The sequence below is a fragment of the uncultured Fluviicola sp. genome, assembly GCF_902168135.1.
Classification (GTDB): domain Bacteria; phylum Bacteroidota; class Bacteroidia; order Flavobacteriales_D; family Crocinitomicaceae; genus Fluviicola.
Genome location: NZ_CABHOL010000020.1, coordinates 75,016 through 101,290 on the forward strand (window position 1 = coordinate 75,016; position 26,275 = coordinate 101,290).

At 40.3% G+C, this 26,275-nt stretch carries 29 protein-coding genes, 1 tRNA gene and 1 other RNA gene; 13 read left to right on the forward strand and 18 right to left on the reverse strand.

The window, feature by feature from the left end; genetic code table 11:
- Window positions 1-31: 31 nt before the first annotated feature.
- The 3 genes from lptC to QZT69_RS07580 are packed head-to-tail and all read right to left on the reverse strand — an operon-like array spanning window position 32 to window position 2,657.
- Window positions 32-580, reverse strand: coding sequence for an LPS export ABC transporter periplasmic protein LptC (gene lptC, locus QZT69_RS07570; RefSeq protein ID WP_294672541.1), 549 nt, complete (start codon window positions 578-580; stop codon window positions 32-34).
- Window positions 581-1,939 carry a hypothetical protein gene (locus QZT69_RS07575; protein WP_294672545.1) on the reverse strand — a complete coding sequence of 453 codons (1,359 nt, stop codon included), beginning with the start codon at window positions 1,937-1,939 and terminating at the stop codon, window positions 581-583.
- On the reverse strand, window positions 1,908-2,657 hold the full coding sequence (locus QZT69_RS07580) for a type III pantothenate kinase (protein ID WP_294672548.1): 750 nt from the start codon (window positions 2,655-2,657) through the stop codon (window positions 1,908-1,910). Before QZT69_RS07580 ends, QZT69_RS07575 begins: the two co-directional genes overlap by 32 nt.
- Window positions 2,658-2,749: 92 nt before the next feature.
- On the opposite strand from QZT69_RS07580, the gene QZT69_RS07585 reads away from it, so the two are divergent.
- Window positions 2,750-2,822, forward strand: a tRNA-Phe gene (locus tag QZT69_RS07585).
- A gap of 186 nt (window positions 2,823-3,008) precedes the next feature.
- Window positions 3,009-3,308: a GIY-YIG nuclease family protein gene (locus tag QZT69_RS19155; RefSeq protein ID WP_367242030.1), complete on the forward strand. Its 300-nt coding sequence runs from the start codon at window positions 3,009-3,011 to the stop codon at window positions 3,306-3,308.
- 281 nt (window positions 3,309-3,589) lie between these two features.
- Here the strand turns inward: QZT69_RS19155 and QZT69_RS07590 are convergent, their stop codons facing one another.
- Window positions 3,590-4,672 carry a Gfo/Idh/MocA family oxidoreductase gene (locus tag QZT69_RS07590; protein WP_294672552.1) on the reverse strand — a complete coding sequence of 361 codons (1,083 nt, stop codon included), beginning with the start codon at window positions 4,670-4,672 and terminating at the stop codon, window positions 3,590-3,592.
- Window positions 4,673-4,764: 92 nt separating this feature from the next.
- On the opposite strand from QZT69_RS07590, the gene QZT69_RS07595 reads away from it, so the two are divergent.
- Window positions 4,765-5,145 carry a helix-turn-helix domain-containing protein gene (locus QZT69_RS07595; protein ID WP_294672555.1) on the forward strand — a complete coding sequence of 127 codons (381 nt, stop codon included), beginning with the start codon at window positions 4,765-4,767 and terminating at the stop codon, window positions 5,143-5,145.
- A 181-nt stretch (window positions 5,146-5,326) separates the two neighbouring features.
- On the opposite strand, the gene QZT69_RS07600 is transcribed toward QZT69_RS07595, so the two are convergent.
- Together QZT69_RS07600 and QZT69_RS07605 are read right to left on the reverse strand one after the other, a co-directional pair.
- Window positions 5,327-6,022: a LytTR family DNA-binding domain-containing protein gene (locus tag QZT69_RS07600; RefSeq protein WP_294672557.1), complete on the reverse strand. Its 696-nt coding sequence runs from the start codon at window positions 6,020-6,022 to the stop codon at window positions 5,327-5,329.
- Window positions 6,023-6,024: 2 nt separating this feature from the next.
- Complete coding sequence (locus tag QZT69_RS07605) at window positions 6,025-6,825, reverse strand: sensor histidine kinase (RefSeq protein ID WP_294672560.1); 801 nt, start codon at window positions 6,823-6,825, stop codon at window positions 6,025-6,027.
- Window positions 6,826-7,028: 203 nt separating this feature from the next.
- On the opposite strand from QZT69_RS07605, the gene QZT69_RS07610 reads away from it, so the two are divergent.
- The 3 genes from QZT69_RS07610 to QZT69_RS07620 all read left to right on the forward strand — a co-directional run bounded on the left by QZT69_RS07610 (window position 7,029) and on the right by QZT69_RS07620 (window position 9,123).
- Complete coding sequence (locus QZT69_RS07610; RefSeq protein WP_294672563.1) at window positions 7,029-8,201, forward strand: metallophosphoesterase; 1,173 nt, start codon at window positions 7,029-7,031, stop codon at window positions 8,199-8,201.
- 194 nt (window positions 8,202-8,395) lie between these two features.
- Entirely contained in the window at window positions 8,396-8,812 is a 417-nt protein-coding gene (locus QZT69_RS07615; RefSeq protein WP_294672566.1) for a hypothetical protein, read from the forward strand.
- Window positions 8,809-9,123 carry a hypothetical protein gene (locus QZT69_RS07620; RefSeq protein ID WP_294672568.1) on the forward strand — a complete coding sequence of 105 codons (315 nt, stop codon included), beginning with the start codon at window positions 8,809-8,811 and terminating at the stop codon, window positions 9,121-9,123. Before QZT69_RS07615 ends, QZT69_RS07620 begins: the two co-directional genes overlap by 4 nt.
- Before the next feature lie 202 nt (window positions 9,124-9,325).
- Here QZT69_RS07620 and QZT69_RS07625 read toward each other — a convergent pair whose 3' ends face one another.
- On the reverse strand, window positions 9,326-9,661 hold the full coding sequence (locus QZT69_RS07625) for a hypothetical protein (protein WP_294672572.1): 336 nt from the start codon (window positions 9,659-9,661) through the stop codon (window positions 9,326-9,328).
- A 219-nt stretch (window positions 9,662-9,880) separates the two neighbouring features.
- Here QZT69_RS07625 and QZT69_RS07630 point away from each other — a divergent pair, with 219 nt between their 5' ends.
- The gene (locus QZT69_RS07630; protein WP_294672574.1) at window positions 9,881-10,471 is read left to right on the forward strand and encodes a hypothetical protein; all 591 of its coding nucleotides are present in this window, start codon (window positions 9,881-9,883) and stop codon (window positions 10,469-10,471) included.
- 359 nt (window positions 10,472-10,830) lie between these two features.
- On the opposite strand, the gene QZT69_RS07635 is transcribed toward QZT69_RS07630, so the two are convergent.
- From QZT69_RS07635 to QZT69_RS07645, 3 genes are all read right to left on the reverse strand, one after another.
- Window positions 10,831-12,282: a hypothetical protein gene (locus tag QZT69_RS07635; RefSeq protein WP_294672577.1), complete on the reverse strand. Its 1,452-nt coding sequence runs from the start codon at window positions 12,280-12,282 to the stop codon at window positions 10,831-10,833.
- A 57-nt stretch (window positions 12,283-12,339) separates the two neighbouring features.
- Window positions 12,340-13,806 carry a hypothetical protein gene (locus QZT69_RS07640; protein ID WP_294672579.1) on the reverse strand — a complete coding sequence of 489 codons (1,467 nt, stop codon included), beginning with the start codon at window positions 13,804-13,806 and terminating at the stop codon, window positions 12,340-12,342.
- 91 nt (window positions 13,807-13,897) lie between these two features.
- Window positions 13,898-14,254 (reverse strand): four helix bundle protein, encoded by a 357-nt coding sequence (locus QZT69_RS07645; RefSeq protein ID WP_294672582.1) that lies wholly within the window; start codon window positions 14,252-14,254, stop codon window positions 13,898-13,900.
- Window positions 14,255-14,440: 186 nt separating this feature from the next.
- On the opposite strand from QZT69_RS07645, the gene QZT69_RS07650 reads away from it, so the two are divergent.
- On the forward strand, window positions 14,441-15,241 hold the full coding sequence (locus tag QZT69_RS07650; protein ID WP_294672585.1) for a rhomboid family intramembrane serine protease: 801 nt from the start codon (window positions 14,441-14,443) through the stop codon (window positions 15,239-15,241).
- On the opposite strand, the gene QZT69_RS07655 is transcribed toward QZT69_RS07650, so the two are convergent.
- Window positions 15,189-15,695, reverse strand: a complete 507-nt coding sequence (locus tag QZT69_RS07655; RefSeq protein WP_294672588.1) for a histidine phosphatase family protein — start codon at window positions 15,693-15,695, stop codon at window positions 15,189-15,191. The genes QZT69_RS07650 and QZT69_RS07655 overlap by 53 nt on opposite strands.
- Window positions 15,696-15,803: 108 nt before the next feature.
- On the opposite strand from QZT69_RS07655, the gene QZT69_RS07660 reads away from it, so the two are divergent.
- The 4 genes from QZT69_RS07660 (at window position 15,804) to rnpB (ending at window position 19,349) form a co-directional block, all read left to right on the forward strand.
- Window positions 15,804-16,379: an RNA polymerase sigma factor gene (locus QZT69_RS07660; protein WP_294672591.1), complete on the forward strand. Its 576-nt coding sequence runs from the start codon at window positions 15,804-15,806 to the stop codon at window positions 16,377-16,379.
- Complete coding sequence (locus tag QZT69_RS07665; protein WP_294672593.1) at window positions 16,376-17,638, forward strand: outer membrane beta-barrel protein; 1,263 nt, start codon at window positions 16,376-16,378, stop codon at window positions 17,636-17,638. The genes QZT69_RS07660 and QZT69_RS07665 overlap by 4 nt, the downstream gene beginning before the upstream one ends.
- Window positions 17,639-17,838: 200 nt before the next feature.
- A complete protein-coding gene (locus QZT69_RS07670) occupies window positions 17,839-18,915 on the forward strand; it encodes a T9SS type A sorting domain-containing protein (protein ID WP_294672596.1) in 1,077 nt (358 codons plus the stop codon).
- Window positions 18,916-18,929: 14 nt separating this feature from the next.
- Window positions 18,930-19,349, forward strand: an RNA gene (rnpB, locus tag QZT69_RS07675) — RNase P RNA component class A.
- Window positions 19,350-19,897: 548 nt separating this feature from the next.
- Here the strand turns inward: rnpB and QZT69_RS07680 are convergent.
- On the reverse strand, window positions 19,898-20,755 hold the full coding sequence (locus QZT69_RS07680; RefSeq protein ID WP_294672599.1) for a hypothetical protein: 858 nt from the start codon (window positions 20,753-20,755) through the stop codon (window positions 19,898-19,900).
- Between the two features lie 47 nt (window positions 20,756-20,802).
- On the opposite strand from QZT69_RS07680, the gene QZT69_RS07685 reads away from it, so the two are divergent.
- Complete coding sequence (locus tag QZT69_RS07685; protein ID WP_294672601.1) at window positions 20,803-21,381, forward strand: hypothetical protein; 579 nt, start codon at window positions 20,803-20,805, stop codon at window positions 21,379-21,381.
- Here the strand turns inward: QZT69_RS07685 and QZT69_RS07690 are convergent.
- The 6 genes from QZT69_RS07690 to QZT69_RS07715 form a co-directional block, all read right to left on the reverse strand.
- Window positions 21,373-21,987, reverse strand: coding sequence for a deoxynucleoside kinase (locus QZT69_RS07690; RefSeq protein WP_294672604.1), 615 nt, complete (start codon window positions 21,985-21,987; stop codon window positions 21,373-21,375). The genes QZT69_RS07685 and QZT69_RS07690 overlap by 9 nt on opposite strands.
- Before the next feature lie 174 nt (window positions 21,988-22,161).
- Entirely contained in the window at window positions 22,162-22,974 is an 813-nt protein-coding gene (locus tag QZT69_RS07695) for a hypothetical protein (protein WP_294672607.1), read from the reverse strand.
- Window positions 22,967-24,499 (reverse strand): GH3 auxin-responsive promoter family protein, encoded by a 1,533-nt coding sequence (locus QZT69_RS07700; protein ID WP_294672610.1) that lies wholly within the window; start codon window positions 24,497-24,499, stop codon window positions 22,967-22,969. The genes QZT69_RS07695 and QZT69_RS07700 overlap by 8 nt, the downstream gene beginning before the upstream one ends.
- Window positions 24,500-24,548: 49 nt before the next feature.
- On the reverse strand, window positions 24,549-24,689 hold the full coding sequence (locus QZT69_RS07705) for a hypothetical protein (RefSeq protein WP_294672613.1): 141 nt from the start codon (window positions 24,687-24,689) through the stop codon (window positions 24,549-24,551).
- 52 nt (window positions 24,690-24,741) lie between these two features.
- The gene (locus QZT69_RS07710) at window positions 24,742-25,452 is read right to left on the reverse strand and encodes a zinc metallopeptidase (protein WP_294672615.1); all 711 of its coding nucleotides are present in this window, start codon (window positions 25,450-25,452) and stop codon (window positions 24,742-24,744) included.
- Window positions 25,453-25,543: 91 nt separating this feature from the next.
- The gene (locus tag QZT69_RS07715; RefSeq protein WP_294672618.1) at window positions 25,544-26,275 is read right to left on the reverse strand and encodes a Bax inhibitor-1/YccA family protein; all 732 of its coding nucleotides are present in this window, start codon (window positions 26,273-26,275) and stop codon (window positions 25,544-25,546) included.

Genomic DNA, 26,275 nt, shown 5'->3' on the forward strand with positions numbered 1-26,275 from the left:
TCACATTTATCGAAAAGCAGTGCTTTCTCTTCTACTTTTGAATGGAAATACGACCCTGTGGTTCCAAAAACTCATACCAGGAAAAATCTTGTCTGGCACGGATACCTTTTCCGTAAATGAGTTCAGTGGGACTTTTGATCATAACCATTTTGTCTGTAAAGATAAGACTATCTTTTTGATCCCAGTAAAGTGCTTCCGTATACATGGTTTGTTTGCGTTCCGGGTTGTGAAGCTGCACAGAATCAAGTACGCGCATGGTTCCTTTCGTTTCATTGATCTCACCGTAAAGCCCGGTAAGGGTAGATTCCGGATTTCCGTCGTTGTCAAAGAATTCTACTTTGATCCCCTCTTTGAACTTGGTAACCTGTTCCGGTTTGGAATAAGCTTCTGCCAAAGGTGCATACAGCCTGAATTGAGGAAAGCCACCCTCGGTTTGCAGTACGTATAATTCCTCTGTTTTTTGTTCGGGATCTGTTGATTTAAAAGTAATCTGCTTGATCTTGTCAATATCGTTCACACAGGAACCCAACATCATTGCACCGGCAAAGCAAAAATGGAATAATGTCAGTCCGACCTTCATTTAGTCCAGTTTGTACTTTTTAAACCATTTCTCGTAAGAAGAAGGAGCAATGATAATCCCGAAATTGATCGAATAGAATTTTTCCTTCAGGTCAGCTGCATTTCCAGTACCTGTTGAACCATATTGGAAACTGAAATTCAAAGACGAATTGGTCTTTTGGCTCAGGAATGGGAACCCGAATCCGATCGTTGCCGAAGCAGCTTTTAATTGTCTTCCGTTCATGGAGTTTGGCAATAGGCCATATTGACCTCCGATGCGGTATTTGATTTTAGAAAAGTATTTTATACCCTTTGTTTTTTTGGTCGCATCAATACTTGGAATGAACTGCAACCCAATGCGTGACATATAAGTATTGGAGAAAGTCTGACTTGTTGTTGAGTGGGTTTCGAACTTTTCAGCGTAATCCTTCCACTGCATCATATCTACTTCCGCAAATACACCCAATTGGTATTTCATGCGGTCAGCCATCTTTGTGTCCGGAGTGAAAGTATACCCGGCACCGAAAGTTTGCTTGCTGGGAAAAGTGATCTTTCCTTTGCTATTGTCAACATAGGTGACTGTATCGAGAAACGAAAGTTCGTTGGTTACATCCTGCGCATAGTATAAACCATAGTCGCGGAATGAATTAATGGAAATTTTCGGAGTGTAAACTGCTGATAAGAATAATTGTTTGCGTTTATCGACATCGAGGAAACGCTGGTAACTTGCACCAAAAGAATAGTGAACAGACTTTAAACGGAAAGTTGTTTGGTCCACACCCCCGGCAGGAGCACTTGCATCAAATACACTGCTTCTCTGATTGGTTACTGAACCGAATAAATACCCCAGGTTAAATCCTACGCTTAAATAAGACCGCTCATTCTTGATGATGGAATAGGCCAATCCTACAAAAAGCAGGTTTGTTGAACCGAAACCTTTGTAATTGTAAGTTACGGAATCATCGTATGCATATGAACGCTGCGCCAAATCATAGCCTTTCCGGCTGTAAGGTTTTAATCCCAAAGCAATTCCGAAATATTTCCCGATGGGAATGGCCATTGTAATGTTTGAAATCCCGGTTGTTTTTCCCTGGAAACTTCCCGCATTGTTGCTGTAAGTCGAAAATTTAGAGGAAATACCCACTGAAAACAAGGGTTGCCCGAAAGACATTAACGAATAACTGGAAGGATTGTACGTATTGATCAACGTGGAGTCAAAACAAATAGCGGAAATATTTCCCATTCCTCCGTATTGTGCTTCGGGAAGAGCACCTTCTTCACCGATTCCAGTTGTACTGTAAGGTGATGATGAGGTGGTTTGTGCCCACAGTGTGAAACACGAAATAGTACTAAATACTAGAAGAATGAAATGTTTGGGCATGTAAGAGTGCTATTAATAATCCTTTTAAGGTCAAATTCTCGTCGGCAAATATGCCATATTTATTACCTAATTCAAAATATTGACTGTCGCCACCAGTGAGAAAAATTGTTAATTCGGGGTAAAGTCTTCGATATTCTTCGATAAAACCCACCATTTCCAAATGCATTCCGTTCATTACACCGCTCCGCATTGCGTCAAGTGTGTTTTTCCCAATGAACGGTCCTTGTATCCGGTCTTCGATCAGGGGTAATTTTCCTGTAAACTGGTTCATTGAACGATACCTTAATTCAATTCCGGGAGAAATGCTTCCGCCTTCATAAATCTTCGGATAACGGACAAAATCGTATTTGATACAGGTTCCAACATCAATCACTAACGCATTTTTCTCAGAAATATTGGCTGCAGCTATAGCATTTGCCAGCCGATCAATTCCTAATGTATGCGGAGATTCATAATTGTTTACAAGTGGAACAGGTAACTGATTCGTGAACAAAATGGCATTCGGAAGCAGTCCTTTGATCCATTTGGTGTTCTTATCCGATCTCACGGAGCTGATAATTCCACGAATATTTTTGTGTTTGATCAAATAGGACTTGAGCTTATCAAGTTCATCATTTGAAAATGCACGAACTTCCTGGATGTTAGAATCTTGGAACAATGCAGTCTTGATGCGGGTGTTTCCTGCATCAACAACAATTGATTTAATTCCTTGCTCCATCCGGAACAAAGATAGGATTGATTTAGAAAAAATTTCACTTTTTTTTAGGAGTAATGAATTCTATTACTATCTTTGCCCTCGCAATTGAGAACGGTGATGTAGCTCAGTTGGTAGAGCAAAGGACTGAAAATCCTTGTGTCGGGGGTTCGATTCCCTCCATCACCACAACCACAGAAGTAGAAAGAGGCTGTCCATTCGGATGGCCTCTTTCAATTCGTGGTAGTGTGGTGATGAGGTCCGTAGTGACTGACGAAGGAAAGTCTGCTACGGATAAAATCGAAACCTCTTTTCCTTTTCTTAAGAAATTTTCTTATTTTAAAGTTATGACACAACCATTACCCTATTGCACATATGTTCTTTTTAGTGAGAAAGACGTCATGTTTTATAATCGGTTATTCATCAAATCTGGCAAATAGGATTGTGAAGCACAATTCCGGAGGGATGAAAAGCACCTGCAACAGACGACCTTTAAAATTAATCTTTTGTGAATTTTACTTGTTTGAAAAGGATGCGAGAAACCGGGAGATGTATTTCAAAACTACAGCCGGAAAGAAGGCCTTGAAATTCATGTTACGATCAACATTGCATACCTTGGGATATGCTGAAAAAGTGGCGTTTATTTTTTCAGAACAAGAAACAGACCGAATGTAGTTCCTGGTTCGAAGCTAGGATTGAGCTTCCTTCTTTTAAGAGCCTGTCCCGGCAATTCGGGAAGGAATGAGGAGGAGGATAAATCAAAATTTTCCGCAACCACTGATTTTATTAAGGTTTCCTAAAATTCACAGCGGTTTGATCCCCTTTGCTTAAAAGGCTTTTTATTCAGTTTTTTTGGTAGTATTGATCAACTAACGTGACGAAAACTATTTGCTAATCAGAATTTGTTTAAGGCTGCTGAATCCTTACTATCTCGCCCAGAGTTTAAGCCTATTATGTTAACTTTTTGATGATTGCTCAATATCATTTATTAGCTTTCCTAATACAACCGCGTCCTGAAAAGAAGGCGCTGTTTTCGTTTTATTTCTTATATCAGTAGCTACTCTTTTGTAAACCTGCACCACATTTCTAATTACCGGATCATCCGGCAGCCCCTCAACCATTTCATTTGGAATAAGCAAGGCTTGTAATTCCTTGTCTTTCCCTTTGGCTCCTCGAATTGTCAACGGAACAAACTGACCATGTCCAAGTGGTCCTGTAACCTGTATATCGCCTTCAGTTCCATTAATCTCCCACAATAGATTTGTGCCTCTTGAAACTCCACCCCGGTAGTGAATAGAAATTGCAGCCCCATTTTTTAATTGGCCTATTACCATAATCTGATCTTCAGTGGTCTTGGACTTTATTTCACCACTATCAGTAAGTTTTACGGTAGTGAAATTGGTTATCATTTTTGCAGTCAAAGTATCAAAGCCGCCTAAAACTTTAGTAATACCGGCCAATGTATGGCCCAATGGAATGGTTAGCATCGTAGCGCCGTTCTTTTTATCATACAAATAGTAATCAGCGGCAATTGCTTCATCTGACCAGGGACCTCCCGACCCTATGAGAGTAGTTGATAAAATTCGGCCTATATAGCCATCTTTAATAAGACGTTCCAGGTAAATCACCTCCGGTGAAACAACCATTTGTGTCCCTACTGCTGCAACTACGTTTTTCCTGGCTGCTATAGCTGCTAATTGCTCTGTTTCTGCAAATCCATTGCCTAAGGGGTGTTCGCAGTACACATGTTTACCCGCCTCAAGTGCTGCTTTTACAAGGTTATAATGGTAAGGGACCTTTACTGTAATGACAACAAGCTCTATCTCGGCTGATGCAATTAAGGCATCCGCATTTTCATATGCGATCGGGATTTGTAACACATCTGCAGCTTTTACAGCGCTTTCATAAGTAGAATTGGCTACTCCGATTATCTCAAAGGTATCAGACAAATGGCATAGTGCAGGAAGGTGAGACTTTGAAGCCCACTGGCTGTTGGGGTTAAGACCGATAATGCCCACTTTGATTTTTTCTGGTTTCATTTGTTTTCATTAAATTGATTGTAAAATTACAAGCGACATCCTATTTTTGCTAGGTATACAACCCATTGTATGTACCTACAATTTTGTAAGTAATGACAACTAAAAAAGAAAATACTACCAATAGCATCAATCGAAATTTCCTTTCAGATTGCAATCTTACATACGCTGTACAGCTCATGGGCGGACGATGGAAACTACCCATTTTAATACGTTTAAGTAACGATAAAAAACGATTTGGAGAACTTAAAAGGATGATCCCGAACATTACTGAAAGGATGCTGACGCTACAGTTACGGGAGCTGGAGCGTGATGGATTAGTAACACGGACCGTATATCATGAAGTACCTCCTCGTGTTGAATATGAATTAACCCCTTTAAGCAGTACGCTCATCCCAATATGCCTGCAATTGGACGAATGGGGGGCAAAACATAAAGATGTCCATTTAGGAATTTCGTCAACTTTAATTCCTTAAACAGATACATGCTTGAGAATGGGGAATTATTGGTTCGACTTTTGAACCGCCTTCTCCACCACTACAGAAGTAGAAAGAGGCTGTCCATACGGATAAAATCGAAACCTCTGTTCCTTTTCTTAAGAATTCTTCTTCTTTTAAAGTTATGACACAACCATTAGAACCGACAGGAAGACAGAAACTATTTCAACAATTGAGTAATATTAAACTTATAGATTTTGCCAATTGGAATGGAATAATTTTCAATCAAAATAACATTTCCTTCAATACTTTTAATATGTTTTGGAGCAACTGCAAATGATTTATGAACTTGTAAAAAGTCATTCTTAGGCAATTTTTCCAATAAAGCAGATAGTTTTTCCCGGATGGTTATAGTTTCGGTTGTGGTTACTATTTTGGTGTAATTCCCTGTTGCTTCGATGTATAAAATAGCAGCTGTTTCCAATTGAAAGTGCTTTTTGTTGTTTTGCACAAAAATACGATTGGAAGTATTAGTGTTCTCAGATAGCATTTTCTTTTCACTCGCAGCGTTTCCAAGAGTTTTACTAATGGCTTTTAAGAAACGTTCAAAACCAAAGGGCTTGAGCAGAAAATCCGAAATATTGTGTTCGTATCCTTCTAAAGCGAATTGATTATAAGCAGTGGTTACGATCACCTTAGGCGGGCTTTGTAATGTTTTTAGAAATTCAAAACCTTTTAAAACAGGCATATTCAAATCCAAAAAAATCAAATCGACTTCGTTTTTATTCAGATATTCAAAAGCTTCTAAAGCATCATAACAGTTTTTCATTAATTGCATATTGGGTAGTAAATCGCAATATCCTTTAATGATGTCGTGAGCAATGTGTTCATCATCAATGATTAAATACCTTATCATAATTATTTCAAAATTAGTTGAACTTGGTACACATGCTCTCTTATTGAAAAAGTCAATTCATGCAGATTGGGATAGATTAATTCTAATCTTCTCTTTAGATTTTTTAAGCCAATTCCTGATGAATTTTCAGCCTTTTCATAATTGTTTTCAATAGTAAACCTGATTTCGTTTTGAGATGTGGTCAAACTCATTTTTATATACGCATCTTTTCTTAAATTTTCTACACCGTGCTTAAATGCATTTTCTAAAAGAATGATAAACAATAACGGAACTACTTTCTTATTTTCATAAACATCACAATCAAAATCAACGCTGATCTCTTTATGGTAACGCATTTTGTGCAGTTCAATATAGTTTTTCAAAAAGCTAATTTCTTCTTTAAGCATAACGGTTTCTTTTTCACCTTCATAAATGCTGTAGCGCATCATATCTGAAAGTTTCAATATCAATTCTTGTGCTTTTTGAGCATCTTTAGCTACCAAACCATACAAATTGTTGAGCATATTGAAAAAGAAATGTGGACTAACCTGATTTTTCAAAAATAATAGTTCGGCTTTTGTTTTTTCGTTTTTCAATTTGGAGATGAAAACAATCTGACGAACCAACCAAAAAATCCCCAAGCTGAGTAGAAATAAGTAGTAAGCGACAACAAGAAACGCAACCTTTGGAGGGTAGCCTCCTAAAAATAGTATGGATTGATTTTTAGTAAAAATTACTTCATAAGTAGTAATCAAGATAGGAATGATTGCTATTACCAAAAGAGCAATCACAATCCATTTTATACTTCTTTTTATTACTTCCATGCTGCAATATTACAATTATAAATCGCCCTTTGTAATAAGGTTGACAAACAACCATCAAGGTGTTTTGAACGGATTAAAAGGAGTGATAAAAGCATTCTGAATGACTTTAAACACTTTTTATAGAACAGAGAATGACGTTTGTCCCAATAGTTTTGAGGAGAAAATCATCAATAATAAGTTTGTCGAAATTAAGAGCAAATATTATGAAAAAAAGAGTATTCAGATATGTAAAACATATCATTGTAACCTTTGCAATTCTCATTGCTGTGGTAATATCATTTGGATTGTATCACGGTGCCAGTTTTCGCTATGCAGAAAATCCGGAAATGATGAATTGGGATAAGGATGGTCCTTACGTTTTTATTGAAAACGACAGTGTTTTTAGGGTAAACTACATTAGAGGAAATCAAGATAAAGGGTTTTATCTCGAGCAAAAAGAATATGCTTCCAATTCTCAAATTCCTGCAAATTGTTATTTCCCACTAGATAGTACCTATTTTGAATTTACCATTAATAATAAACTGGAAGTTCCTAAAAATACCTATAACGACAAGGCTAAAATTATAGCCATTTCTGATATTGAAAGTGGTTTTAAAACCTTTCGTGATTTTTTGATTGCTAATAAAGTGATTGACAAAAAACTAAACTGGACATTTGGAAACGGACATTTGGTGCTGCTTGGAGATTTTGTAGATAGAGATTTTTCGACCACACAAGTACTTTGGTTTATTTATAAATTGGAGCAAGATGCAAAGCAAAAACGCGGAACGGTTCATTACATTTTAGGAAACCACGAATTAAAAAATATGCAGGGAAATTTTGAAAACACTGCGTTGAAATATTATCACGTTTCTTCGATTTTAAGAAAACAGCAAACCGACTTATATGGTTCCAATTCGTTTCTTGGCAGATGGATGTCGAGTAAAAATTCAATCGAAAAAATTAATGGAATTCTCTTTGCGCACGGTGGAATACATCCGGATTTGGTGAAATACGAAACGAATTTAGATGAAATTAATCAAATTATTCGTAGTAATTATTACAAACCATACTACCCAAATCCACAAAAAAACCTGGATCAATTATTAATTTCATCTCACAAAGGAATTGCGTGGTATAGAGGTTACTTTAAAGACGATTTGACCCAAGAAGAAGTGGGACATGGATTAAATAAGTTTAATGCTAAATCAATTGTGGTAGGACACACACTTCAAGCAAAAGTTAACAAACAGTACAACGGAAAAGTAATTGGCATTGATGTAAAACATCCAAAGGATTACTCTAAAAGTATTCCCAACCCAAAATCAGAGGGGCTATTAATCGAAGGCAACCAATATTACAGAGTTTTGCATACTGGAGAGAAGAAGAAAATATAGAATGGAAGTAGAATAAAACAACCACTAATAATGGCTGGTAAAGTGCTTCGTATCAATAGTAGTGCTAAAAATCCACCACTACGAAAAGCCGCAAACCGTTAAAAGTTCCCAATCAGCATTTAAACTGACGATCGTCATTTTTGAAATGTACTTTCTCTAATATTTTCGGAAGTACACCCAAAAAGATGAAAGTGATGGAGAAGCAATTAAAAATAGTCAGAATACTTGCAATTTGTTTACTGTTGTTCACAGCGGTCAGCGCTTTGACTGCCGGAATCCTTTTTATCTCGGACCCTTCCGGACAAAAAATGGGGATGTCGACAACGTACCTGGCAAGTTCTCCGTTTTCAACTTATCTTCTTCCGGGGTGGGTCCTTTTAATTGTCAACGGACTCATGAATGTACTGGCTGCCATTGCTTGCATTATCAGATCAAAGCACTATCAGCTGTTCGTGATCTTACAGGGAATACTACTTTCCGGATGGATTATCATCCAGGTGATCCTGGTTAAAGATCTGAATGTTCTTCATTATTCCATGTTTTCAATTGGTGTGTTATTGATCTGTTGCGGCATCATTCTTCAAAAACTCCATAAAAATAAGAACCTATGAAAAGCATATTGATGATCTTTTTGGCTCTGCATGGCTCAATACATCTAATGGGATTTGTGAAAGCATTCAACATTCTTCCTGTAAAACAGTTAAACCTGCCCATCTCGAAACTTTTTGGTTTGCTGTGGTTGACTGCATGCGTTCTCTGCTTTACCTGTGTATTCTTAATGCTTGTAAAAGCCAGTGAATGGTGGGCAATCGGATTGGCTGCAATCCTGATGTCTCAAATCCTGGTTATCCGCTTCTGGAAAGATGCAAAATTCGGAACCATTGCGAATTTGGCAATTGCAATAATCTTACTCACGGTTTAGAGCATTAATTTGAATTAATTCAATTTCTCCGATCTTCCTGGTGGTTCCATTTGCGTTCGCTCTTCTTCCACAAAAGGAAAAAAGTATTCAGCGGTAGTTGGATGCTTTTTGCTTTTTGTCTTCAATACCTGTTATCACAACTTGTCTTGACATTCCGAATCACTGCGAATGAATAAACCACAAGAGCGCATTTAAGGCTGGTTCAATAAACAAAATCCTTCTCTGCAAAAAGAATACTTAACACAATGCTTATAGCCGCTGCGCCCAGGAAGAAAACAATTAATGCGCCGATCCTCCGCGAACTGACTTTGCCAATTCGGAAAAGCAGGTAACCGATCACCAGGTTCCCCAATGCCCACAACACATTTGTCAGCGGTGAAGAAAGCCCTATTCCGGGTTCATCCGCAAAAGGAGTTGGAAAAGCATCTCCTGAAATACCGTTAAACAGGTGCGGAATAGCATTAGCAAGGAAGAATCCGGCAAAGAAACCAGCAATGTAATGATACCAGCGCATTCCAGGTGTATATGTATGTTCCATTGTTCAACTATTTGAAAACCTAAAATAGGCTTTTCCATATTCCGGAACGTATACTCTTCTTCCGGAAAGTTACAGGAATCACAGGTGGTTGATACTGGATTTTGCACGATCTTTGTCCCAATCTTTCCTGCGTTATCCTTGTAATCTGCAGGAGACTAATCCGTCATTCAATTTGCACAACATCCCGATTATTACTAAGTTCATTCCAAACAAATCGCTATGAAAATTTGGAGGACCTGTATTTTTCTGCTTATACTAAGTGCCTGTAATTCTCCTGAACCGGCTAAAACAGTCTCTTTCGAAACAGTCGACGAGATCAAAAAAGAAGACGCTGTGGAATATGCGGCGAAAGAACAGGAAATAGGAACTTTTGTACTTCCGAATGAAGTGGTGGTGCTGAGTTTCAAAACCAAAAAGAAGAAACAGGTGTTCCTTTGCCGGGATAAAGACAATCGTTACCTGGTATATCGTTTCGGAAGCAAATCCAAAGTAGAATTGCAATTTCCGGGGAAACTTGATGAAACCAGCTTTCAGAAATTTGAATATTCCTCTTATTTCCGGGGTGGCGGAGTGGAAAACCTGGCAATGAACCTGGATTATTTGTCCTTTACCAACAGCGGTTACCGTTACGTTATTTACAAAACTTACGCCTCCGAATCAGTAGGGTACGAAGACGAGGTCGGTATTCGGGTTATCCATCTGAAGACCCAAAAAGAAACCAGCATAGAAGGCGATTTCAACACCTTCGAAGGTGGCTTCCCGGAAGAGGTCATGGAAAAAGTGACCCAAAGCGAAACACTTTATGATTGAATCCGAATATTCCCAATTACCTTTCCTCAGCATCCATTCGTAATTCTTAACGAACACTTCATGAGGACATAACCCCACTGCAAAAACCACGTTCTAACTTTGTACCAACAAAACAGAATTAGAAATCATGAAAGCGTACAAATTAAGAATCATGACCTTTTTAGACCGCACCTTCTGGCTTTGGCTGGGAATTGGTTCGATGATCATTTATTTTAGATACAGATAAGTTCTACTCAGCTTCGCAAATTTGCCAGTTTGCCAAATGGCAAACCGTGATTGTACGGTTAGTTGCGGACGCTTCTCTGAAATCCGTCTGCTTGCCTCTCTTAAGGACTAAAACTGCAGCATCAAGAAAAACTTCATTTTCCAATCTTCCCAAGCGTCAACTCAAACATCAGCTTATACGAATACGCATAAGTTTTCGCGCCGCTTGCACCATCACCAGCCAAACCATTTCGCGCTACATTCGGAGTAGTGAAATCAACCGCATAATCAGTCGTTTTCGGAAGGGCAAACCCGAATTCGAAAGCAAGTGCAAACCGTTTTCCATTCTTGAGTGCGTAATTACCTCCAACCGAGGTTACCAGCCGGTCATACTGCGTAGACTGGATAGTCTGCCGCTCAAAATCATAGACCCGGTACTTGTTGTAATTGAAATCAGTATGCGATCCCAGCTGCATATTGAATTGGTCCGAAAACTTAAAATCCAGCCCGATCCCGATGTTAGTAACTGATTTGTAAGCCTCACCGTAAGACAGAAAAGCCTGGTTGCCGAAAATGTTCGTGATCAGTACATCGTTAATAATTTCCGGATAATGCTCTGTTTCGGTCGATGCACGGTGGATGAGGTAATAATGCTGAGCCAGGAAAGTCTCCGCATTCAGATGAAGCCAGCATCTCGACCAAAGACGTGCGCTGAAACCATAACTGAAAGAGGTTGCAGTCTTATGCTGTACTTTGCTCTTTTTAGCGCGGTCAATCACCGCAAAATCAAACGGTAGCACATCATTCATGTTTAGAGTCGAGATTTCCCGGTAAAAATTCCCCCGTCCCAGAATGTTGATAGAAGGAAGTGTTACTGCAAGTCCAAACCGGAATTTCGGATAATGTACCAGTATCGAAGGTTTAAAGATCGCCTTTACATCCCAGTAATTAAACGACATCGTAGAAGCAAAGCGCGTTATTTCGGAAGAAGAGGTGTCGGGCGGAAGCACCGTCATCGAATAATTGTTGTAGTACTTAGTGGTTTTGTAAGCGCCCATGTGAGAAAGCCCTGCGGATAAGTGCGGATTGATGTCGTAAGAAATACTCAGTCCGGCCCAATATTCACCGGTGTGGATCTCATAGGCATACGAAGAAACAAAAGTCTCATTACCCGGAAGCTCAAGAACATCATATTGACCGGAATTATAAAGGTCCAGTTTGTTATTGTAAACATTTCGCGAGATCACCTGATAACCCGCGCGCCATTTGGGGTGTTTCCGGAAAACAAAAATTCCGGCCATCATGTTTGGAACCGTGGCATAATCCGTGCTTTCCAAATCCTGTTCCGGACCAAGTGCGTTTTTTTGCTTGAAAGTACGGTATTGGTATGCGTTAATAGAAAAAGAAAGACTGGGAGTTTGAACCAATGACATAGCGGCTGCGTTGTAATAAACCATCGAATGATCATCCTGACCGCTTACTACGGCACCTCCCAAAGCAGTTGCCTTAATCCCGAATTGATCTGTCCAGTAATGAAAATCCTGCGCAGAGGAAAGGAAGCTCAAAAATCCCGTAACCAAAAGCAGTAAGGTCCTAATCCCGTTCATATCACTAAATTACAAATTCGATAATTCAATTCGCAATTTGGCATTCGTAATTCGTAATTATTTCAGCGTTTCAAGCAGTTTCCCCAAAGTCAATTCAACCATTAAACGGAATGAGTAAGCCCTGGTCTGCACACCAATACCACTGTCGCCCATCAATCCATTCCGGTCTGCGTTGGGTGTTGTAAAATCGATCACATAATCTGTAGTCTTCGGAAGTGCAAAGCCAAATTCAAACACAATGGAAGCACGTTTCCCGCCTTTCAGGTCCAGGTTTCCTCCTAAAGCGAATACAAGCCTGTTGTATTGGGAAGATTGGATGTGTTGTTGGGTGAACAAGTAAACCGGGTTCCTGTTATAATTGAAATCCGTGTGTCCGCCGAATTGGAAAGCTGCCCGTTTGGTTAACTGGATATCAAAGCCAATCCCGATATTCGTTACCGGTCGTGCCCCCTCACCATAAGCAAGGAATTTCTGTCCGCCAAATAATTCCACGATGGTTGAATCACTGATGAATTCCGGGTAACGCTCTGCAGTGGTCGGGTCATCGTGGATCAGGTAATACTTCTGCTGTAAGAATGTTTCTGCAGTAATATTCAGCCAAAGTTTTTCACTCAATTGTGCAGCAATACCTAAGCTGAATGAAGCAGGATTTCTTACTTTAACCTTAGCCCTTGTGGCTTTGGATGCAATTGAAATGTCTACCGGAAGCAGCCCTTCCCCGTCGAGGTTGAGTGTATAGTATTCCCGGAAAAAAGTCCCTCTTCCTACAATATTGAAAGTTGGAAGCGTAGCCGCGAAACCCACCCTGAATTTCGGATAATGAAGCAATACCGAAGGTTTGAACATCGCTTTTACATCCCAGTAATTAAAAGAAATATTAGACGAAAACCGGGTGTCCTGGGAAGAAGAAGTGTCCTGGGGAAGTACCGTAACCGAATAGTCGTTGTAATAACGCACACTCTTGAATCCTCCCATATGAGTTAACCCAACGGATACATGCGGGGCGACATCGTAAGAAAGACCAAAACCCACCCAATATTCGATATTGCGGATTTCCTGTGCATACTTGGAAATGAATTTTTCTTCACCCGGAGCATCAATGGCGTCATATCTCCCGGAATGGAACGAATAAAGCTTGCTATTGTGCACGTTTTTGGAAAGCAGCATATACCCCACATGCCATTTCGGAAATTTTTTCGGGGACATAATTCCGGCAATCATATTCGGAACCACGGAAAACTCCGTACTTTGAATATCCTGTTTGGGCCCAAGCGAGTTTTCCTGGATGAACTTTCTGATCTGGTAGGCATTCATAGAGAAAGACAAAGCCCTTTTTTCTACAAGGGTCATAGCGGCTGCGTTGTAATACACCATCGAATAATCATCCAGTCCGCCCACAGCCGCACCTCCCAAAGCAGTAGCCTTGATCCCGAACTGATCATTCCAGTAATGGTTATCTTGTCCTGATGAAATAAACGGAAGGAGGGTTAGGCCCAGAAGGGATAGGATAATTTTTCTCTTCATCTTTCTAAGATACACATAACGAATTACCAATTTCTATTTACAAATTACTAATTTTTACGATGTGGGTTTTGATTTAATATATTTTATGAATCTACTTTAATTTGGCTTCCATCGTTTTAATAATAGCAGTAAGAATTTTAAGAAGTTCCTTACAGGATTTAATCATATTGGTTGAAAGTTCCACGTTCAAATAGTTAGTGGCTTCCAGTAACTTTAACCAATAAAGGGTTTCATTAGTCTCTTTTCTTGATATTTTGAGTTTATGAATAAAATCTTTTGATGATTGTCCGCCAATAGCTTCTGTAATATTTGCTCCAATTGATGTGCCGGATCGTAATAGTTGTTTTGATAGAATGAATTCTTTTTGTTCCGATGTCAGGTATTTATAAGTCGCAATAATTTCAACCGCAAAGTCAAAACTTTTCTTTTCAATAATATTTTCTTTCATCTGAATAGTGTTTCCATTTAAGATAATAAAAAATATGAATTGATTATCAGTAATTGGGAAATCCCGTGTAGCTTAATTGGTAATTAGTAATTAGGCATTGGTAATTACCAAAATGTCATTTTGTCAGGCTTTTATTTCCGGTTTGCTTTTTGACGAAAGCCCCCTGTGAAAACACAATCAAAAATTATGGGTTCAGCCGCAGAAGCATTGATCTACCCGGTGCTTCTATTGCTTCTTTGCTGGACGATCTGGCTGTTGGAAACAACTCCCGGAGGAAGCGATTTGGTGCAATGGGGGATCCGCCCAAGGCAATGGAGTAGTTGGAAAGGAGTCTTTTTCATGCCATTATTACATGATCCCTCAAATGTGAAACACATTCTGAATAATTCACTTCCGACTTTGCTGCTGCTGGCAGCGGTTATTTATTACTACCGCGAAATTGCGCTGAAAGTTTTCCTGATTTCCTGGATAGGAACAGGATTGATAGTTTGGTGGGTTGCCAAAGACAACGGTTCCTATCACATAGGGATGAGCGGCGTGATTTATGCACTCTTCGGGTTTTTGTTTATTTCCGGATTTTTCAGACGCATATTGGCTTTACAGGGTATTTCGCTGGCTGTCATCTTTGTATACGGAAGTATGATTTGGGGAATCTTCCCGATAGAGCCGTCAATCTCCTGGGAGGGACATTTCGGAGGTTTTATTGTAGGTGTGTTATTAGCTGTTGCTTACCGTAACAGAGGACCGGTACGTGCTAAGTTCCAATATGAGATCGAAAAAGAATTGGGTATCGAACCACCCGATCTGGAGGGAATGTGGCGCAGGAACCAGGAAGAAATTGCCCATCGCCAATACATCGAGCAGTTAATGCGTGAACAGGAAGCTGTTTATGGTCCGCGACCACCGATCCGGGTTATTTACCATATTAATCCGGTCAGGAAATCACCGGATGAGGGAGGAACACTTCCGGACGATACTGAAAAATAATTCCGGCAGTGTCCTCGCTTAAATAGTCCCAGCTCTCGAAAGGAATAGTCAGCGAGATCATTTCAGAAGTACGAAGCGAAATCATTTCCCCCGAAAGATAACAGGCAAGCTGTGAAATTCCGTCATTATGTCCTACAATTGTAACAACAGGTTCATTCGTTCCATGGGCGATAACAGCCCGTATAATATCCATGTAGGAAGCATCATACAATTCCCGTGTCAGTTCGTAATTGCATCGTTCCGTAAGGTGCTGGCAAATAATTGAACGCGTTTGCTGGGTTCTAACAGCACTGGAGCAAACAATTTTCCCGAGCGAGATATGATGCGCCTGTAAATAATTGCCAAGAATGTTTGCCTGTGAGATACCTTTGTCAAGAAGTTCACGTCCGAAATCGTGTCCGGTTGGCGATATTTGCTGGGTTTTGGCGTGCCGAATCAGATTTAATGTCAACATTTTTAATTAATTTCCAACCAAATGTAAAGATAGGACGTTATGTGTAAAAAGCAAGATTCAACTTTCAACATTTTGACTTGTTATTAACCAATTTTTGAACCCAAATAAATGCAAGTAACCAAACAGATATTGTTGGGGTCCGCTGAAAATGACAGGCGCGCGCAAAAGGTGCTCTATGAGTATTGCTATAGGCAGTTTATCCGCCTTTGCATGCGCTATTATTCCAATCATGAAGACGCGCGGCATGCATTGAATAACGGGTTTTTAAAAATTGTGAATGGCTTGCAAAATGTAGATTTGGATGAGTTGAACTTTGCAGCTTGGGCGAAAAGGATCATTGTTAATACGCTGATTGATGAATATCGAAAGAATAAAAATCACAATCAGGCCATTATTGCGAAAGAAACGGAATCGGAACTGGCAAACTCGGCCGAAAGAGTCGAGAATTTAGGATCTCTTGAATTGAATTATCAGGAAATTCTGGATCTGCTGAAAACGATCCCGCCTATTTCGGCGCATGTATTCACATTGTATGTGATTGACGGCTATAACCACAAAGAAATCGGCGATTTACTCGAGATTTCCGAAGGAACATCCAAATGGCATTTGTCTACGGCACGAAAACTGCTTAGAGACAGATTGGAATTGATGGAAAACAGGTTTGAAAAACGCTTTGTAATATGAAATATTCAGATCGACATATCAGCGACGAAGAGCTGGATCAGTTGTTCAGAGATGCACATGCCTCTGAAGGACAGGAGGCGCTCTTTGTTCCGGAGTTTTGGTCTGAAATGGAAGCAATGCTGCCTGCCGAAACTAAAAAGAAACGAGGTTTTTATTGGATTCCACTAACTGCTGCAGTGATTTTAATCGGAACATTATTCATTTACCCTTTGAATCCGGTAAAAATCGAACACATTGCACACAAGCAGAATGAGGATAAGATCGGTAGCAGTTCAGCAGCGACTGAACCGTACCTGGTGAATGAAAAAGAAACATCCGTAATTACGGATAATTCAGCCGCTCAATCACCTGAACAAGTATCGGGCAAATCGCAAATCAACACAACTTTCAGAACTCCGAAAAAGTATCTGGGTGCCGCTGACTTGAGAAACCAAAGGAACACAGCTGTTGTGGAAGAAAAACCACAAAACCCTGAAGAAGAAAATAGAATTCCTCAAAACCCGGAAAATACTACCGTAGTAACAAATCCGGATCCTAATTCTGTTTCTGATCCTCATTCTAATTCTGATTCTCGCTCTGTTTCTGATGCTGAAGACGACTTTGTACGTCTCGAACCTCGTTACGAAAACACCCCTCACGAAGAAATTACCCCTTTACCTGAGTTGAAATCTCGCGAATCCAATGAATGGTATGCGGAGCTGGGACCAACCTTCGGACAATCACCTTATTTGTCTCCGAATCAAAAACGAAATTTGGTTAGTGGAGCAGTGTTCGGAGGCGGTTATACCAAAAGAATTGATAATGCATTCGTAAGTTTTGGTTTACAGGCACGTTTGGAAGGTTTCGGGGGACTTGAATACCGGGAAACAAACTTTACTCCGAATATGGTCAGAACAGTTTCCGTGAAACAGTTATACTCTCTGGAGATTCCCCTGAAATTTGGTTATACATTCAGACGTTCTGAATTTGCATTGGGAATTGTGCCGGGTATCCAGTTGTTTATTCACGGTAAAGAAAGAATTACCGAAAATCAGGTGGTAAAACGCGAAGAGACATTTACAGGAAAAGTGGAGCATTCCAATTCATTAACAATGGAATTCGGTCTTCAATATTATTACAACTTCAATCCGAAATGGAGTGTGGGAGCAAAGCTAAATGCCGATATCCTGCGACCTTTCCACACGGATTATTATTTGGGTAAATCAACCGGACTTCCTGTAAACGGTCAGATCCTTCTGCGAAGACGTTTTGCTAAGTAGATCCCATCCGGCTTTCTATTCGGAAAGATTGGATTCAGGTAGAGAACCAAGTTTTTTGAAGAAATAAATGGCCTTACTGTGTTTGACTAATCAAAAGCTGTTACTTCTCCTAAATTATTTTTGCACTAATCCGTCAGCCGACGGATTCAGTTATCAAAAGCTACGCTTTTTCTCCTATATTTGTTCAAACTACTTTGAAAATGAAATATTTACTACTTCCGCTTATTGCCGTAAGCTCAATTTCTTTTGGTCAGATCACTTTAACGGATCAGCATTTTGCAGGACCGAGTGAAACCTATATTTTTAGTACGCTAACTGATCCTGCTATTGACTATGCCACAACCGGCGCAAATTATACCTGGGATTTTTCAGCAATGGTTCCTCAAAGTCAAAGAAATTTAATAACCCGGCCAAGCAGCCAGATTTCCGGTTTGTCTGTTATTCAATTCGGAAGTTTTGCTCCGGCCCAATACAAAGCCACTTATTTTAACGCTTCAACAGATTTGCCTTTGGATCAGGCGTCCGCTTTTTTACCAATACCAATTGAGGAATTGAATGCATTTACACGGAAAACTACGAGTGCGATTAGCTCGATCGGTTATGAAATTGTCAGCGGCGGACAAGGTTTGGGGTTTCGTTCGGATACCATAGAAACACGCTATGTACTTCCGCTGAATTACGGAGATAATTACGAATCCCGGGGTTATACGAACCTGGATTTGAACCCGATCTACGATGCAAAATGGAGACAGCACCGCCATCGTGTTTCAACCGTAGATGGGTGGGGAACTGTAAAGACTCCTTACGGCCAGTTTGATGCTTTACGTATTCATCATGTAATCGATGAATTTGATTCCATTTATTTTAGTTTCCAGGGAACCGGGATGTGGATTCCGATACCTGTTCCGTTGACACATGAATACGAGTGGAGATCGACTTCCGATAAAGAATCGGTCATGAAAATCCGTACCAATGAAATCCTGGGAAATGAAACGGTAACAGCAATTGAATACCGTGATAATTTTAATGGACTTGGGTTGACTGAAAGTGAATTGGAAGTCGCTTTTTACCCGAATCCGGCGGTAAATGAACTACACGTTTCAACCGAAGAAAAAGCGGAAAACTTTGTGATTGTTGATCAGTCAGGAAGGATTTGGAAGCAGGTTTCAGGTTTGTCTAAAGACCAGGTAATTGATGTTTCTGATCTGGCTTCCGGGGCATATTCCCTGGTTGTTTTGTTTTCAAATGGCTATACGACCTTAAAATTCATGAAATAAGCGTAAATTTGCATTTAGCAAGCCGACTGTCGCCCTGGCTTCACGTTAGTGAACGTCAGGGAGGAAAGTCCGGGCAGCATAGAGTAACCGTGCTTCCTAACGGGAAGGATCCATTCGGGAAACTGATTGGGTACAGAAAGTGCAGCAGAAAATAGGTAGCCTATCTTCGTTTTTCGGAGTAGGTGATAGTGAAAAGGGGAGGTAAGAGCTCACCGTTCCGGTGGTGACATTCGGAAGCTAGGCAAACCTCACGGGCTGAAAGATCATGTAAACCAGGCGAGTAGGGCTGCTCGTTCTCTTCGCGGCTTAGCCGAGATGCCTGGAGGGTAGATCGATAGACGCTGACGGTGACGTCAGTGCCAGATAAATGACAGTCAGTTCGATCCGCGTGGCGGACCGGATGTACAGAACCCGGCTTATGGCTTGCTTTTCTTAAAATTCTGCTTGTACGCATGTTTATGCGCCTTCAGAACGGTTTCAATAGTACCACCTTGCATTGGTTTTCCACATAGAATGGTGTGGTATTCAACTCCGTCAAACTTGAATTTCAGGAAAGTAACGGACAAGCCCAAAAGGGAAAACGAACGCGCTTTTTTGATACAGATAAATTCAAGTACAAATGATCGCTCGGATAAAAGCTTAACGATGACCACATTGTTTTTGATGTAGCCTGTGGCTAAGGTCACCCGAATGATCTTCACCCAGATAGTAAAAATGATTGCCAAACCGATGAAAGTTGCCAACGGAATTGAAAAATGATCAGTCATTTGGATCGAAAGCCCTATAAACAGTGAACTTATTAAAAGATATGAAAGGACAAATAGCCCAAAGGCTTGTTTCCGATTATCCGGATTGAGCAGTATTCGATCCGTATTAATTAGCACGGTAGAATTCATAATAGCAGTAAGAAGTTTGACTAAAAATAAATTAAATTTAAAATAGTACCTAAATTTTAACAATTTAATTTGATTACTTAGTTGAACTAATGAATTTCCAGTGCACGGATAATGAAATTAGGCTGAATGGTTTTGAAAGTTGAAAGCTGGTTCCTGTTCGAAGCGATCTGATGTTGGAAACGGCAGTAAAATTCCACGAATTGTTGTGAAGCAATCTTGTTTCTACTGTATTTGTAAAGGCTCACACTTGTGAAATTAGTGATAAAACGCTGTTTTTCTACCAGGTAATGGAAGCACCTGGATTTATCGTAATGAATATCCTTATTAGAGTGCTCAGCAACCTGGCTTAAAGTAGAAATCAGGTACTTCGGATTTAAAGGACCTTTATTGGCGGTTAAGGAAGCAAATTTTGTTCTGGCCAGTTTCATCAGGTAGGATATCCGGTTGGATTCGATAGTAACCTCAGGATGAATACTGTCTTTTCCGAATTTTGACCAATTTAATGAAGTGCAATTTGCTGCGGAATCTTTTTCAGTGATCAGTATCAACGGATCATGACATACCGGGACCCAAAAACCATGATTATTGTTGAACTGGCGGTCCATGTTCCGAAAAAAACTACGGTCGCGCAATTGACTGAATAAACTCTGGTTATATAAGCTTTCACGCAGACTGTCGGAAGATAGCAGTAAAACGTCGATACCGGTATTGAATTTATTCTTTTGGATTGTCCGGGCAATTTCCGCACTGGTTTGGTAAACAACCTGAACAGAAATCTTTTTGGAAGCTTCAAATTCTTTGATAAACATACTGTCAGCCGGACAATAAACATCCGTATAGACTATGACCTTTTCATGAGCACTCGGTTTTGCTTCGTCAAGCACACAGGAATGAAGGCCCACAAAAAGCCCTGTAAAAAGGACGTAAATCTTCCAATTCAACATGGGGCAAAGATAGTGGTATTTCGTACTTTTGTAAAAAAAAGATTCCAGTGTCGAAAAGCAATTTAAATAAACAGGAAAAGTTAAAGATCAATACACTTTTGAGTGATCTGCAGAGCAAGGATGAAGTGAAGATCGCGAGTGCCATTAAAGCATTTGCAGTTCACGGTCATGCCACAGTTATAGAACCGATCATTGAAGTATGGAGATCTGGTTTGTCTGCTGAAAATGAAGTATTGGTGATCGATTTACTCCAAAGCTTGAAAGATACTTCGGCAATTGAACCTCTGATGGAGGCCTTTAACGATCCCGAAAATGTGGATTTGCGCAGAAAACTGGTGAGCGCTTTCTGGAATTCCAAATTGGATTTCTCGGATTACCTGGCAGATTTCGTGCTGTTTGGGATCGAAGGTGATTTTTTAGACGCGTTGGAGGTGATCACACTGATAGAAAATTTTGAGACAGTTGCTCCTGAATCGGCTATTTTGGAGTCGCAGTTATTGCTGACCGAATATTTCGGGCAGACAGAATACAGGAATGACCAGAAAGATGCGATCTTAACTGATTTGGCAATGCTTCTGAAAGATTTCTCGGAGTTGGACGGAACGGACGATCTATTCTTAGAATAAACCGTTTATTTCCGCATCAATGGATTGGATGATCTTACCCAAATCTTCCTGGTTTTCCGGGAAGCGGTTGTTATCCACATCAATGATCAGTAATTTTCCGCTGTCGTAGGTAGAAATCCACGCCTCGTAACGCTCATTCAAACGCTTTAGATAATCCAAACGGATACTTTCTTCATATTCTCTTCCGCGCTGCTGGATCTGATTTACCAATGTAGGAACAGAAGCCCGAAGGTAAATCAATAAGTCAGGAGCGGAAACAAAAGAGTCCATCAGGTTAAATAAGGAAAAATAGTTTTCAAAATCGCGGGTAGTCATCAGACCCATGGAATGTAAATTCGGTGCAAAAATGAAAGCATCCTCATAAATAGTTCTGTCCTGGATCACATGAGTAGTGCTGTTTTTGATCTCCTGGATTTGTGTAAAGCGGGAGTTCAGGTAATAGATCTGCAAATTGAAAGACCAGCGCTGCATATCTTCGTAGAAATCATTCAGGTACGGATTCATTTCGACATCCTCAAAATGAGTCTCCCAGTTGTAATGTTTTGCCAACATTTTTGTGAGGGTTGTCTTTCCGGACCCTATATTTCCAGCTACTGCAATATGCATAATTTATGAGTTTTTTGGGGTGACTAAAATACAAATTCCGCCTACATAAATCGCTCTTTGTTCAAAAAAAAGTAGGTGTACGATGCATCGTGTGCATACTTTTGTGTGATTGCATGAATTGAGTTGGTAAATGGCAGTTTAAGGGCGAAAAATTTTTCGCTCTTAAACGTTCAATTATTGAATAATCTTAAAACAATAAAGCATCATCTCTGTCTGAACATACAACCGGTCACCCGAAACTTCCATTTTCAGGATCTTTGAATCAAGTATTGCATCTCCGGCAAAGAAAAAAGAAACAAATTTCGAATTGATGTCAACCGTTTGGATATTCTTTCCTTCTGCTATTAAAAAATAATCCTGGATCGGGTAGATTGGTTTGTGAGGAGTGAGTGTGGCAACATCCATGAAATTCCCGAATTGATCGAACCAGGCAACCTGGTTTTCTTCGTCGAACAGGTATAGACGGTTGTCAATTTCCTGCATGTTTACAATGGATTTCATATTTAGTAATCCTTTTACATTTTGAACTTGCTGGCCCTGTCCGTTGCGAAGAGTAATCAATTCGATTCTGGAGTTCGGTTCATCGTAGATCCAGATGCGGTCTGTTTGAATGGATGCACTCATACTCGCGGCGAGGCTTATATTCAGATCACTGAGATTAATGCAGTCGCCTTGCAAAGCAAGGGCATTGTCCAAAAAACAGATACTCTGCTGGTCTTCGGAGAAAAGTGCAATTTTCAAGGGGTTTTGAGCATCGATCTTTTGGATGTTTCCCAATGATTTGATGCTTTCCTGCAGCATGAGCTGACCTTTGGCATCGCGTTTCTGAATACTTTGGTTTTGATAGACGATACTTTGATGCATCGGATCGATGTCCCAGATTGCAGTGGAGTCCAGTTCCAGGTGCCAGAGTTCTTTCCATGTTTGCTGGCTAAACCCGAAGCAGGGAATAGCAAGCATCAAACAGGAAAAGAAAAATCTATACATATTGAATGGTTTCAAACTCGGCTTCCTGCAAGATTTGTTCCACGATTTCGCGTGAATTCATCAGGCGCGGTACCTTGTGCTGTCCACCTAATTTACCTTTTTTTTGCAGCCAGGCATCAAAACTCCCTGATTTTAAAACGTGGAGCAAAGGTTTTCCCAGGGCCATGTTTTTAGTTCGTTTGGCATCATAATCGGAATTGATTGCCCGCAGGGATTCGTCCAAAAGGAACATGAAGCGATTGATATCATTGGGTTTTCGTTCAAATTCGATCAGCCATTCGTGCTTACTTTGTGTATTTCCGTCCATGTAAATAGGAGCAACGGTATATTCACGGATAATTGCATCTGTTTTGGAAGAAGCTTCCGCAATGGCATGATCGGCATTGTTTACAATGACTTCCTCTCCCACAGAATTAATGAAATGTTTCGTTCTTCCGGATAGTTTGAAACGGTATGGTGTTTTTGAGGTGAAACAGATGGTGTCTCCAACAATATAACGCCAAAGACCTGCGTTGGTCGATATTACCAGTGCATATTCTTCACCCGGTTCCACCTCATCGAGTTTGCAAATGACTTTGGAATCGGTACCTTCAAAAGCATGCATCGGGATGAACTCGTAGTAGATCCCATAATCAAGCATCAACAAGAGTTCATTGGAACCATCCACATCCTGTATCCCGAAAAAACCTTCGGAAGCATTGTAGGTTTCCACGTAATGCATGTCATCAAACGGGATTAATTCCCGGAAAGCTTCCCGGTACGGTTCAAAGCTCACGCCGCCATGCATAAAAAGTTCCAGGTTCGGCCAAACTTCCCGCAGATTCGATTTACCGGTGATCTCCAATATTTTTTTAGCCAAAACCATTGTCCAGCTGGGAACTCCGGCAATAATGTACACATCTTCTTCGATAGTACTGCGCGCCATGAGTTCAATTTTTTCCTCCCATTCGGTCATAAGAGCAATTTCTTTGGAAGGAGTTCTCCGGATTTCCGCCCACCAGGGCAGATTTTTCAAAATAATGGCAGAAAGATCACCCAGGTATGCATCATCGGCTACAGGAAGGACTTGTGCACTTCCGCCTATGATCAAATGTTTTCCTTTATAGAGTTTCCTGTTTGGAAAGTTTTCGTAGTAAAGTGCCAGCAGGTCTTTTCCGCCTTTGTAGTGACAATCTTCCAGTGACTCTTTTGTTACCGGAATGAATTTACTGCGTTCGGAAGTAGTACCGGAACTTTTTGCGAACCATTTGGTGTCCTGAGACCAAAGCAGGTATTGTTCTCCTTCCATCAAACGATCGATCCATGGTTTCAGGGATTCGTAATTGTTTAAGGGAACTAATTCTTTAAAATCAGAATAAGACCGGATTTGATGGAAATGGTATTGCTTGCCGTAAACAGTTTGTGTTCCCTGTTCAATCAATTTTTCGAAGAGTTCATGCTGGACATCTTCCGGGTATTTTCGAAACAGCTCGATCTGGTGTAAGCGCTTCTTAATGACCCATGCAAAAATCGAATTGAACGGCATAAGCTGATATTCAGTGAAATAAAAAAAGGAGGAAATCTTCCTCCTTATACTATCCGAATGCGTAAATAGATCCGATGATTGCTAAAAGGATCACAGTATACACAAACCCAATTCCTACAGTTGAACTTTCGAAGAAAGTATCATTCTTATCGTGGTGATCTGAATGATGTTCTGAATGGTGTTCTGACATAACTTCAATTTTTTTTTCAAATTTAAGATTTTGTTTGATAAAAGGAAGCAAATTACTCGTTGTTTACACCAATTAATCGCAAAATGTAGTAAAACATGGTTACAATTGCTCCCAGAGAAGCCACCACGTAGGTTGAAGCTGCCAGGTTCAATGCTGTTTTGGAACGTTCGTACTCCACTTTAGTAGCCGTTCCAGAACGTTCAATCCAGTTGAGAGCCCTCTTCGATGCATCGAATTCCACCGGAAGTGTTACAATACTAAATAAAGCAATCACACCGTAAGCAATGACAATTGCCCAAAGTACCCACTTGATAGGGAAAGATTCAAAAAGTACGGCACCACCGATAAATGTCAGCATCATCAGGATGTTTAAGAACAAACCCGAGGCGTGCTGCAGGGGAACCAGTTTTGAACGCCATTGCAAAGGTGCATAAGCTTTTGCATGCTGAACGGCATGTCCGCATTCATGAGCCGCAATGGCTGCGGAAGCGGCGTTTGTACCGTGATAAACTTCTTCCGAAAGGTTAACGGTTTTGTTTGCAGGATTGTAATGATCGGTTAATTCTCCGGGAATGCAGGTTACACGTACATCGTAGATGTTGTAGTCGCGAAGCATACGCTCAGCTACTTCACGGCCGCTTAAACGACTTTGGGAGGGAATTTTGCTGAATTCCTGGAATTTGCTTTTTAATCGCCAGCTCACAATTAGTCCAATTCCCATGAAGACTAAACCAATGAGCATCGCAGGTCCTAAAGGTATCATTCGATTTGAAATTTTCCATAAAGTTAGGGACAAAAAAACGGGCTATACTTGAATTTTAACCCGTTTTAACTTAAAGAATGTTATGCGGAGATCACTCCCTGCTTCCGAATAAACGAAGTAATGAAAGGAATAAATTCACGAATAGGACGTAAAGTGTAAATCCGCCCAGCAAAGCCAATTTGTTTTTGTCATCAGCAGAAATCTCCGAATCGTGTGCAAACTTTTTCAATTGCTGCATGTGGTATGCCGTTAAACCGGTGAAAACAACTACGCCAAGTACTGAGATGAAAAAGCTTAATGTTTCCCAACCGATAAACATATTTACAATTCCTGCGATGAACATACCCCAAAAGGCCATCATCAGGATGCTTCCGAATTTAGTAAGGTCCGCTTTTGTGACATATCCCATAATGGCCATCACTCCGAAAGTTCCGGCCGTAACGCCAAAGATAACGGCAATGGATGTCGCGGTATATATCACGAAAATGGTAGAAAGTGAGAATCCGATCAAGACACTATAAAGAGAAAATAATCCGAACAATAAGGGAAAAGATAATCGGTTAACCATAGTCTGCATTAATAAAGCGACACCGATCGGAGAAAACACTACCACATAGAAAAGTGCGGATGGTTTCATGCCTTTAGGAGTTTGAGTTAGGAAATACTCTTTAATAAAATCGATATTTCCGTATTGAAAAGCAATAACACCCGATACGATCAATGCAAAGAACATAAATCCATACACTTTTGCGAAGAACTGTCTTGCCGCTGCTTGTTTTTCAGCTGTGTCAAAGCTGTAGTCGTCGATAATTTGATTATTCAT

What these genes read in the sequence shown, in the direction of transcription:
- lptC (WP_294672541.1), bottom strand. Translation starts at nt 580, where the DNA reads ATGAAGGTCGGACTGACATTATTCCATTTTTGCTTTGCCGGTGCAATG.
- QZT69_RS07575 (WP_294672545.1), bottom strand. Translation starts at nt 1,939, where the DNA reads ATGCCCAAACATTTCATTCTTCTAGTATTTAGTACTATTTCGTGTTTC.
- QZT69_RS07580 (WP_294672548.1), bottom strand. Translation starts at nt 2,657, where the DNA reads ATGGAGCAAGGAATTAAATCAATTGTTGTTGATGCAGGAAACACCCGC.
- QZT69_RS19155 (WP_367242030.1), top strand. Translation starts at nt 3,009, where the DNA reads ATGTTCTTTTTAGTGAGAAAGACGTCATGTTTTATAATCGGTTATTCA.
- QZT69_RS07590 (WP_294672552.1), bottom strand. Translation starts at nt 4,672, where the DNA reads ATGAAACCAGAAAAAATCAAAGTGGGCATTATCGGTCTTAACCCCAAC.
- QZT69_RS07595 (WP_294672555.1), top strand. Translation starts at nt 4,765, where the DNA reads ATGACAACTAAAAAAGAAAATACTACCAATAGCATCAATCGAAATTTC.
- QZT69_RS07600 (WP_294672557.1), bottom strand. Translation starts at nt 6,022, where the DNA reads ATGATAAGGTATTTAATCATTGATGATGAACACATTGCTCACGACATC.
- QZT69_RS07605 (WP_294672560.1), bottom strand. Translation starts at nt 6,825, where the DNA reads ATGGAAGTAATAAAAAGAAGTATAAAATGGATTGTGATTGCTCTTTTG.
- QZT69_RS07610 (WP_294672563.1), top strand. Translation starts at nt 7,029, where the DNA reads ATGAAAAAAAGAGTATTCAGATATGTAAAACATATCATTGTAACCTTT.
- QZT69_RS07615 (WP_294672566.1), top strand. Translation starts at nt 8,396, where the DNA reads ATGGAGAAGCAATTAAAAATAGTCAGAATACTTGCAATTTGTTTACTG.
- QZT69_RS07620 (WP_294672568.1), top strand. Translation starts at nt 8,809, where the DNA reads ATGAAAAGCATATTGATGATCTTTTTGGCTCTGCATGGCTCAATACAT.
- QZT69_RS07625 (WP_294672572.1), bottom strand. Translation starts at nt 9,661, where the DNA reads ATGGAACATACATATACACCTGGAATGCGCTGGTATCATTACATTGCT.
- QZT69_RS07630 (WP_294672574.1), top strand. Translation starts at nt 9,881, where the DNA reads ATGAAAATTTGGAGGACCTGTATTTTTCTGCTTATACTAAGTGCCTGT.
- QZT69_RS07635 (WP_294672577.1), bottom strand. Translation starts at nt 12,282, where the DNA reads ATGAACGGGATTAGGACCTTACTGCTTTTGGTTACGGGATTTTTGAGC.
- QZT69_RS07640 (WP_294672579.1), bottom strand. Translation starts at nt 13,806, where the DNA reads ATGAAGAGAAAAATTATCCTATCCCTTCTGGGCCTAACCCTCCTTCCG.
- QZT69_RS07645 (WP_294672582.1), bottom strand. Translation starts at nt 14,254, where the DNA reads ATGAAAGAAAATATTATTGAAAAGAAAAGTTTTGACTTTGCGGTTGAA.
- QZT69_RS07650 (WP_294672585.1), top strand. Translation starts at nt 14,441, where the DNA reads ATGGGTTCAGCCGCAGAAGCATTGATCTACCCGGTGCTTCTATTGCTT.
- QZT69_RS07655 (WP_294672588.1), bottom strand. Translation starts at nt 15,695, where the DNA reads ATGTTGACATTAAATCTGATTCGGCACGCCAAAACCCAGCAAATATCG.
- QZT69_RS07660 (WP_294672591.1), top strand. Translation starts at nt 15,804, where the DNA reads ATGCAAGTAACCAAACAGATATTGTTGGGGTCCGCTGAAAATGACAGG.
- QZT69_RS07665 (WP_294672593.1), top strand. Translation starts at nt 16,376, where the DNA reads ATGAAATATTCAGATCGACATATCAGCGACGAAGAGCTGGATCAGTTG.
- QZT69_RS07670 (WP_294672596.1), top strand. Translation starts at nt 17,839, where the DNA reads ATGAAATATTTACTACTTCCGCTTATTGCCGTAAGCTCAATTTCTTTT.
- QZT69_RS07680 (WP_294672599.1), bottom strand. Translation starts at nt 20,755, where the DNA reads ATGTTGAATTGGAAGATTTACGTCCTTTTTACAGGGCTTTTTGTGGGC.
- QZT69_RS07690 (WP_294672604.1), bottom strand. Translation starts at nt 21,987, where the DNA reads ATGCATATTGCAGTAGCTGGAAATATAGGGTCCGGAAAGACAACCCTC.
- QZT69_RS07695 (WP_294672607.1), bottom strand. Translation starts at nt 22,974, where the DNA reads ATGTATAGATTTTTCTTTTCCTGTTTGATGCTTGCTATTCCCTGCTTC.
- QZT69_RS07700 (WP_294672610.1), bottom strand. Translation starts at nt 24,499, where the DNA reads ATGCCGTTCAATTCGATTTTTGCATGGGTCATTAAGAAGCGCTTACAC.
- QZT69_RS07705 (WP_294672613.1), bottom strand. Translation starts at nt 24,689, where the DNA reads ATGTCAGAACACCATTCAGAACATCATTCAGATCACCACGATAAGAAT.
- QZT69_RS07710 (WP_294672615.1), bottom strand. Translation starts at nt 25,452, where the DNA reads ATGATACCTTTAGGACCTGCGATGCTCATTGGTTTAGTCTTCATGGGA.
- QZT69_RS07715 (WP_294672618.1), bottom strand. Translation starts at nt 26,275, where the DNA reads ATGAATAATCAAATTATCGACGACTACAGCTTTGACACAGCTGAAAAA.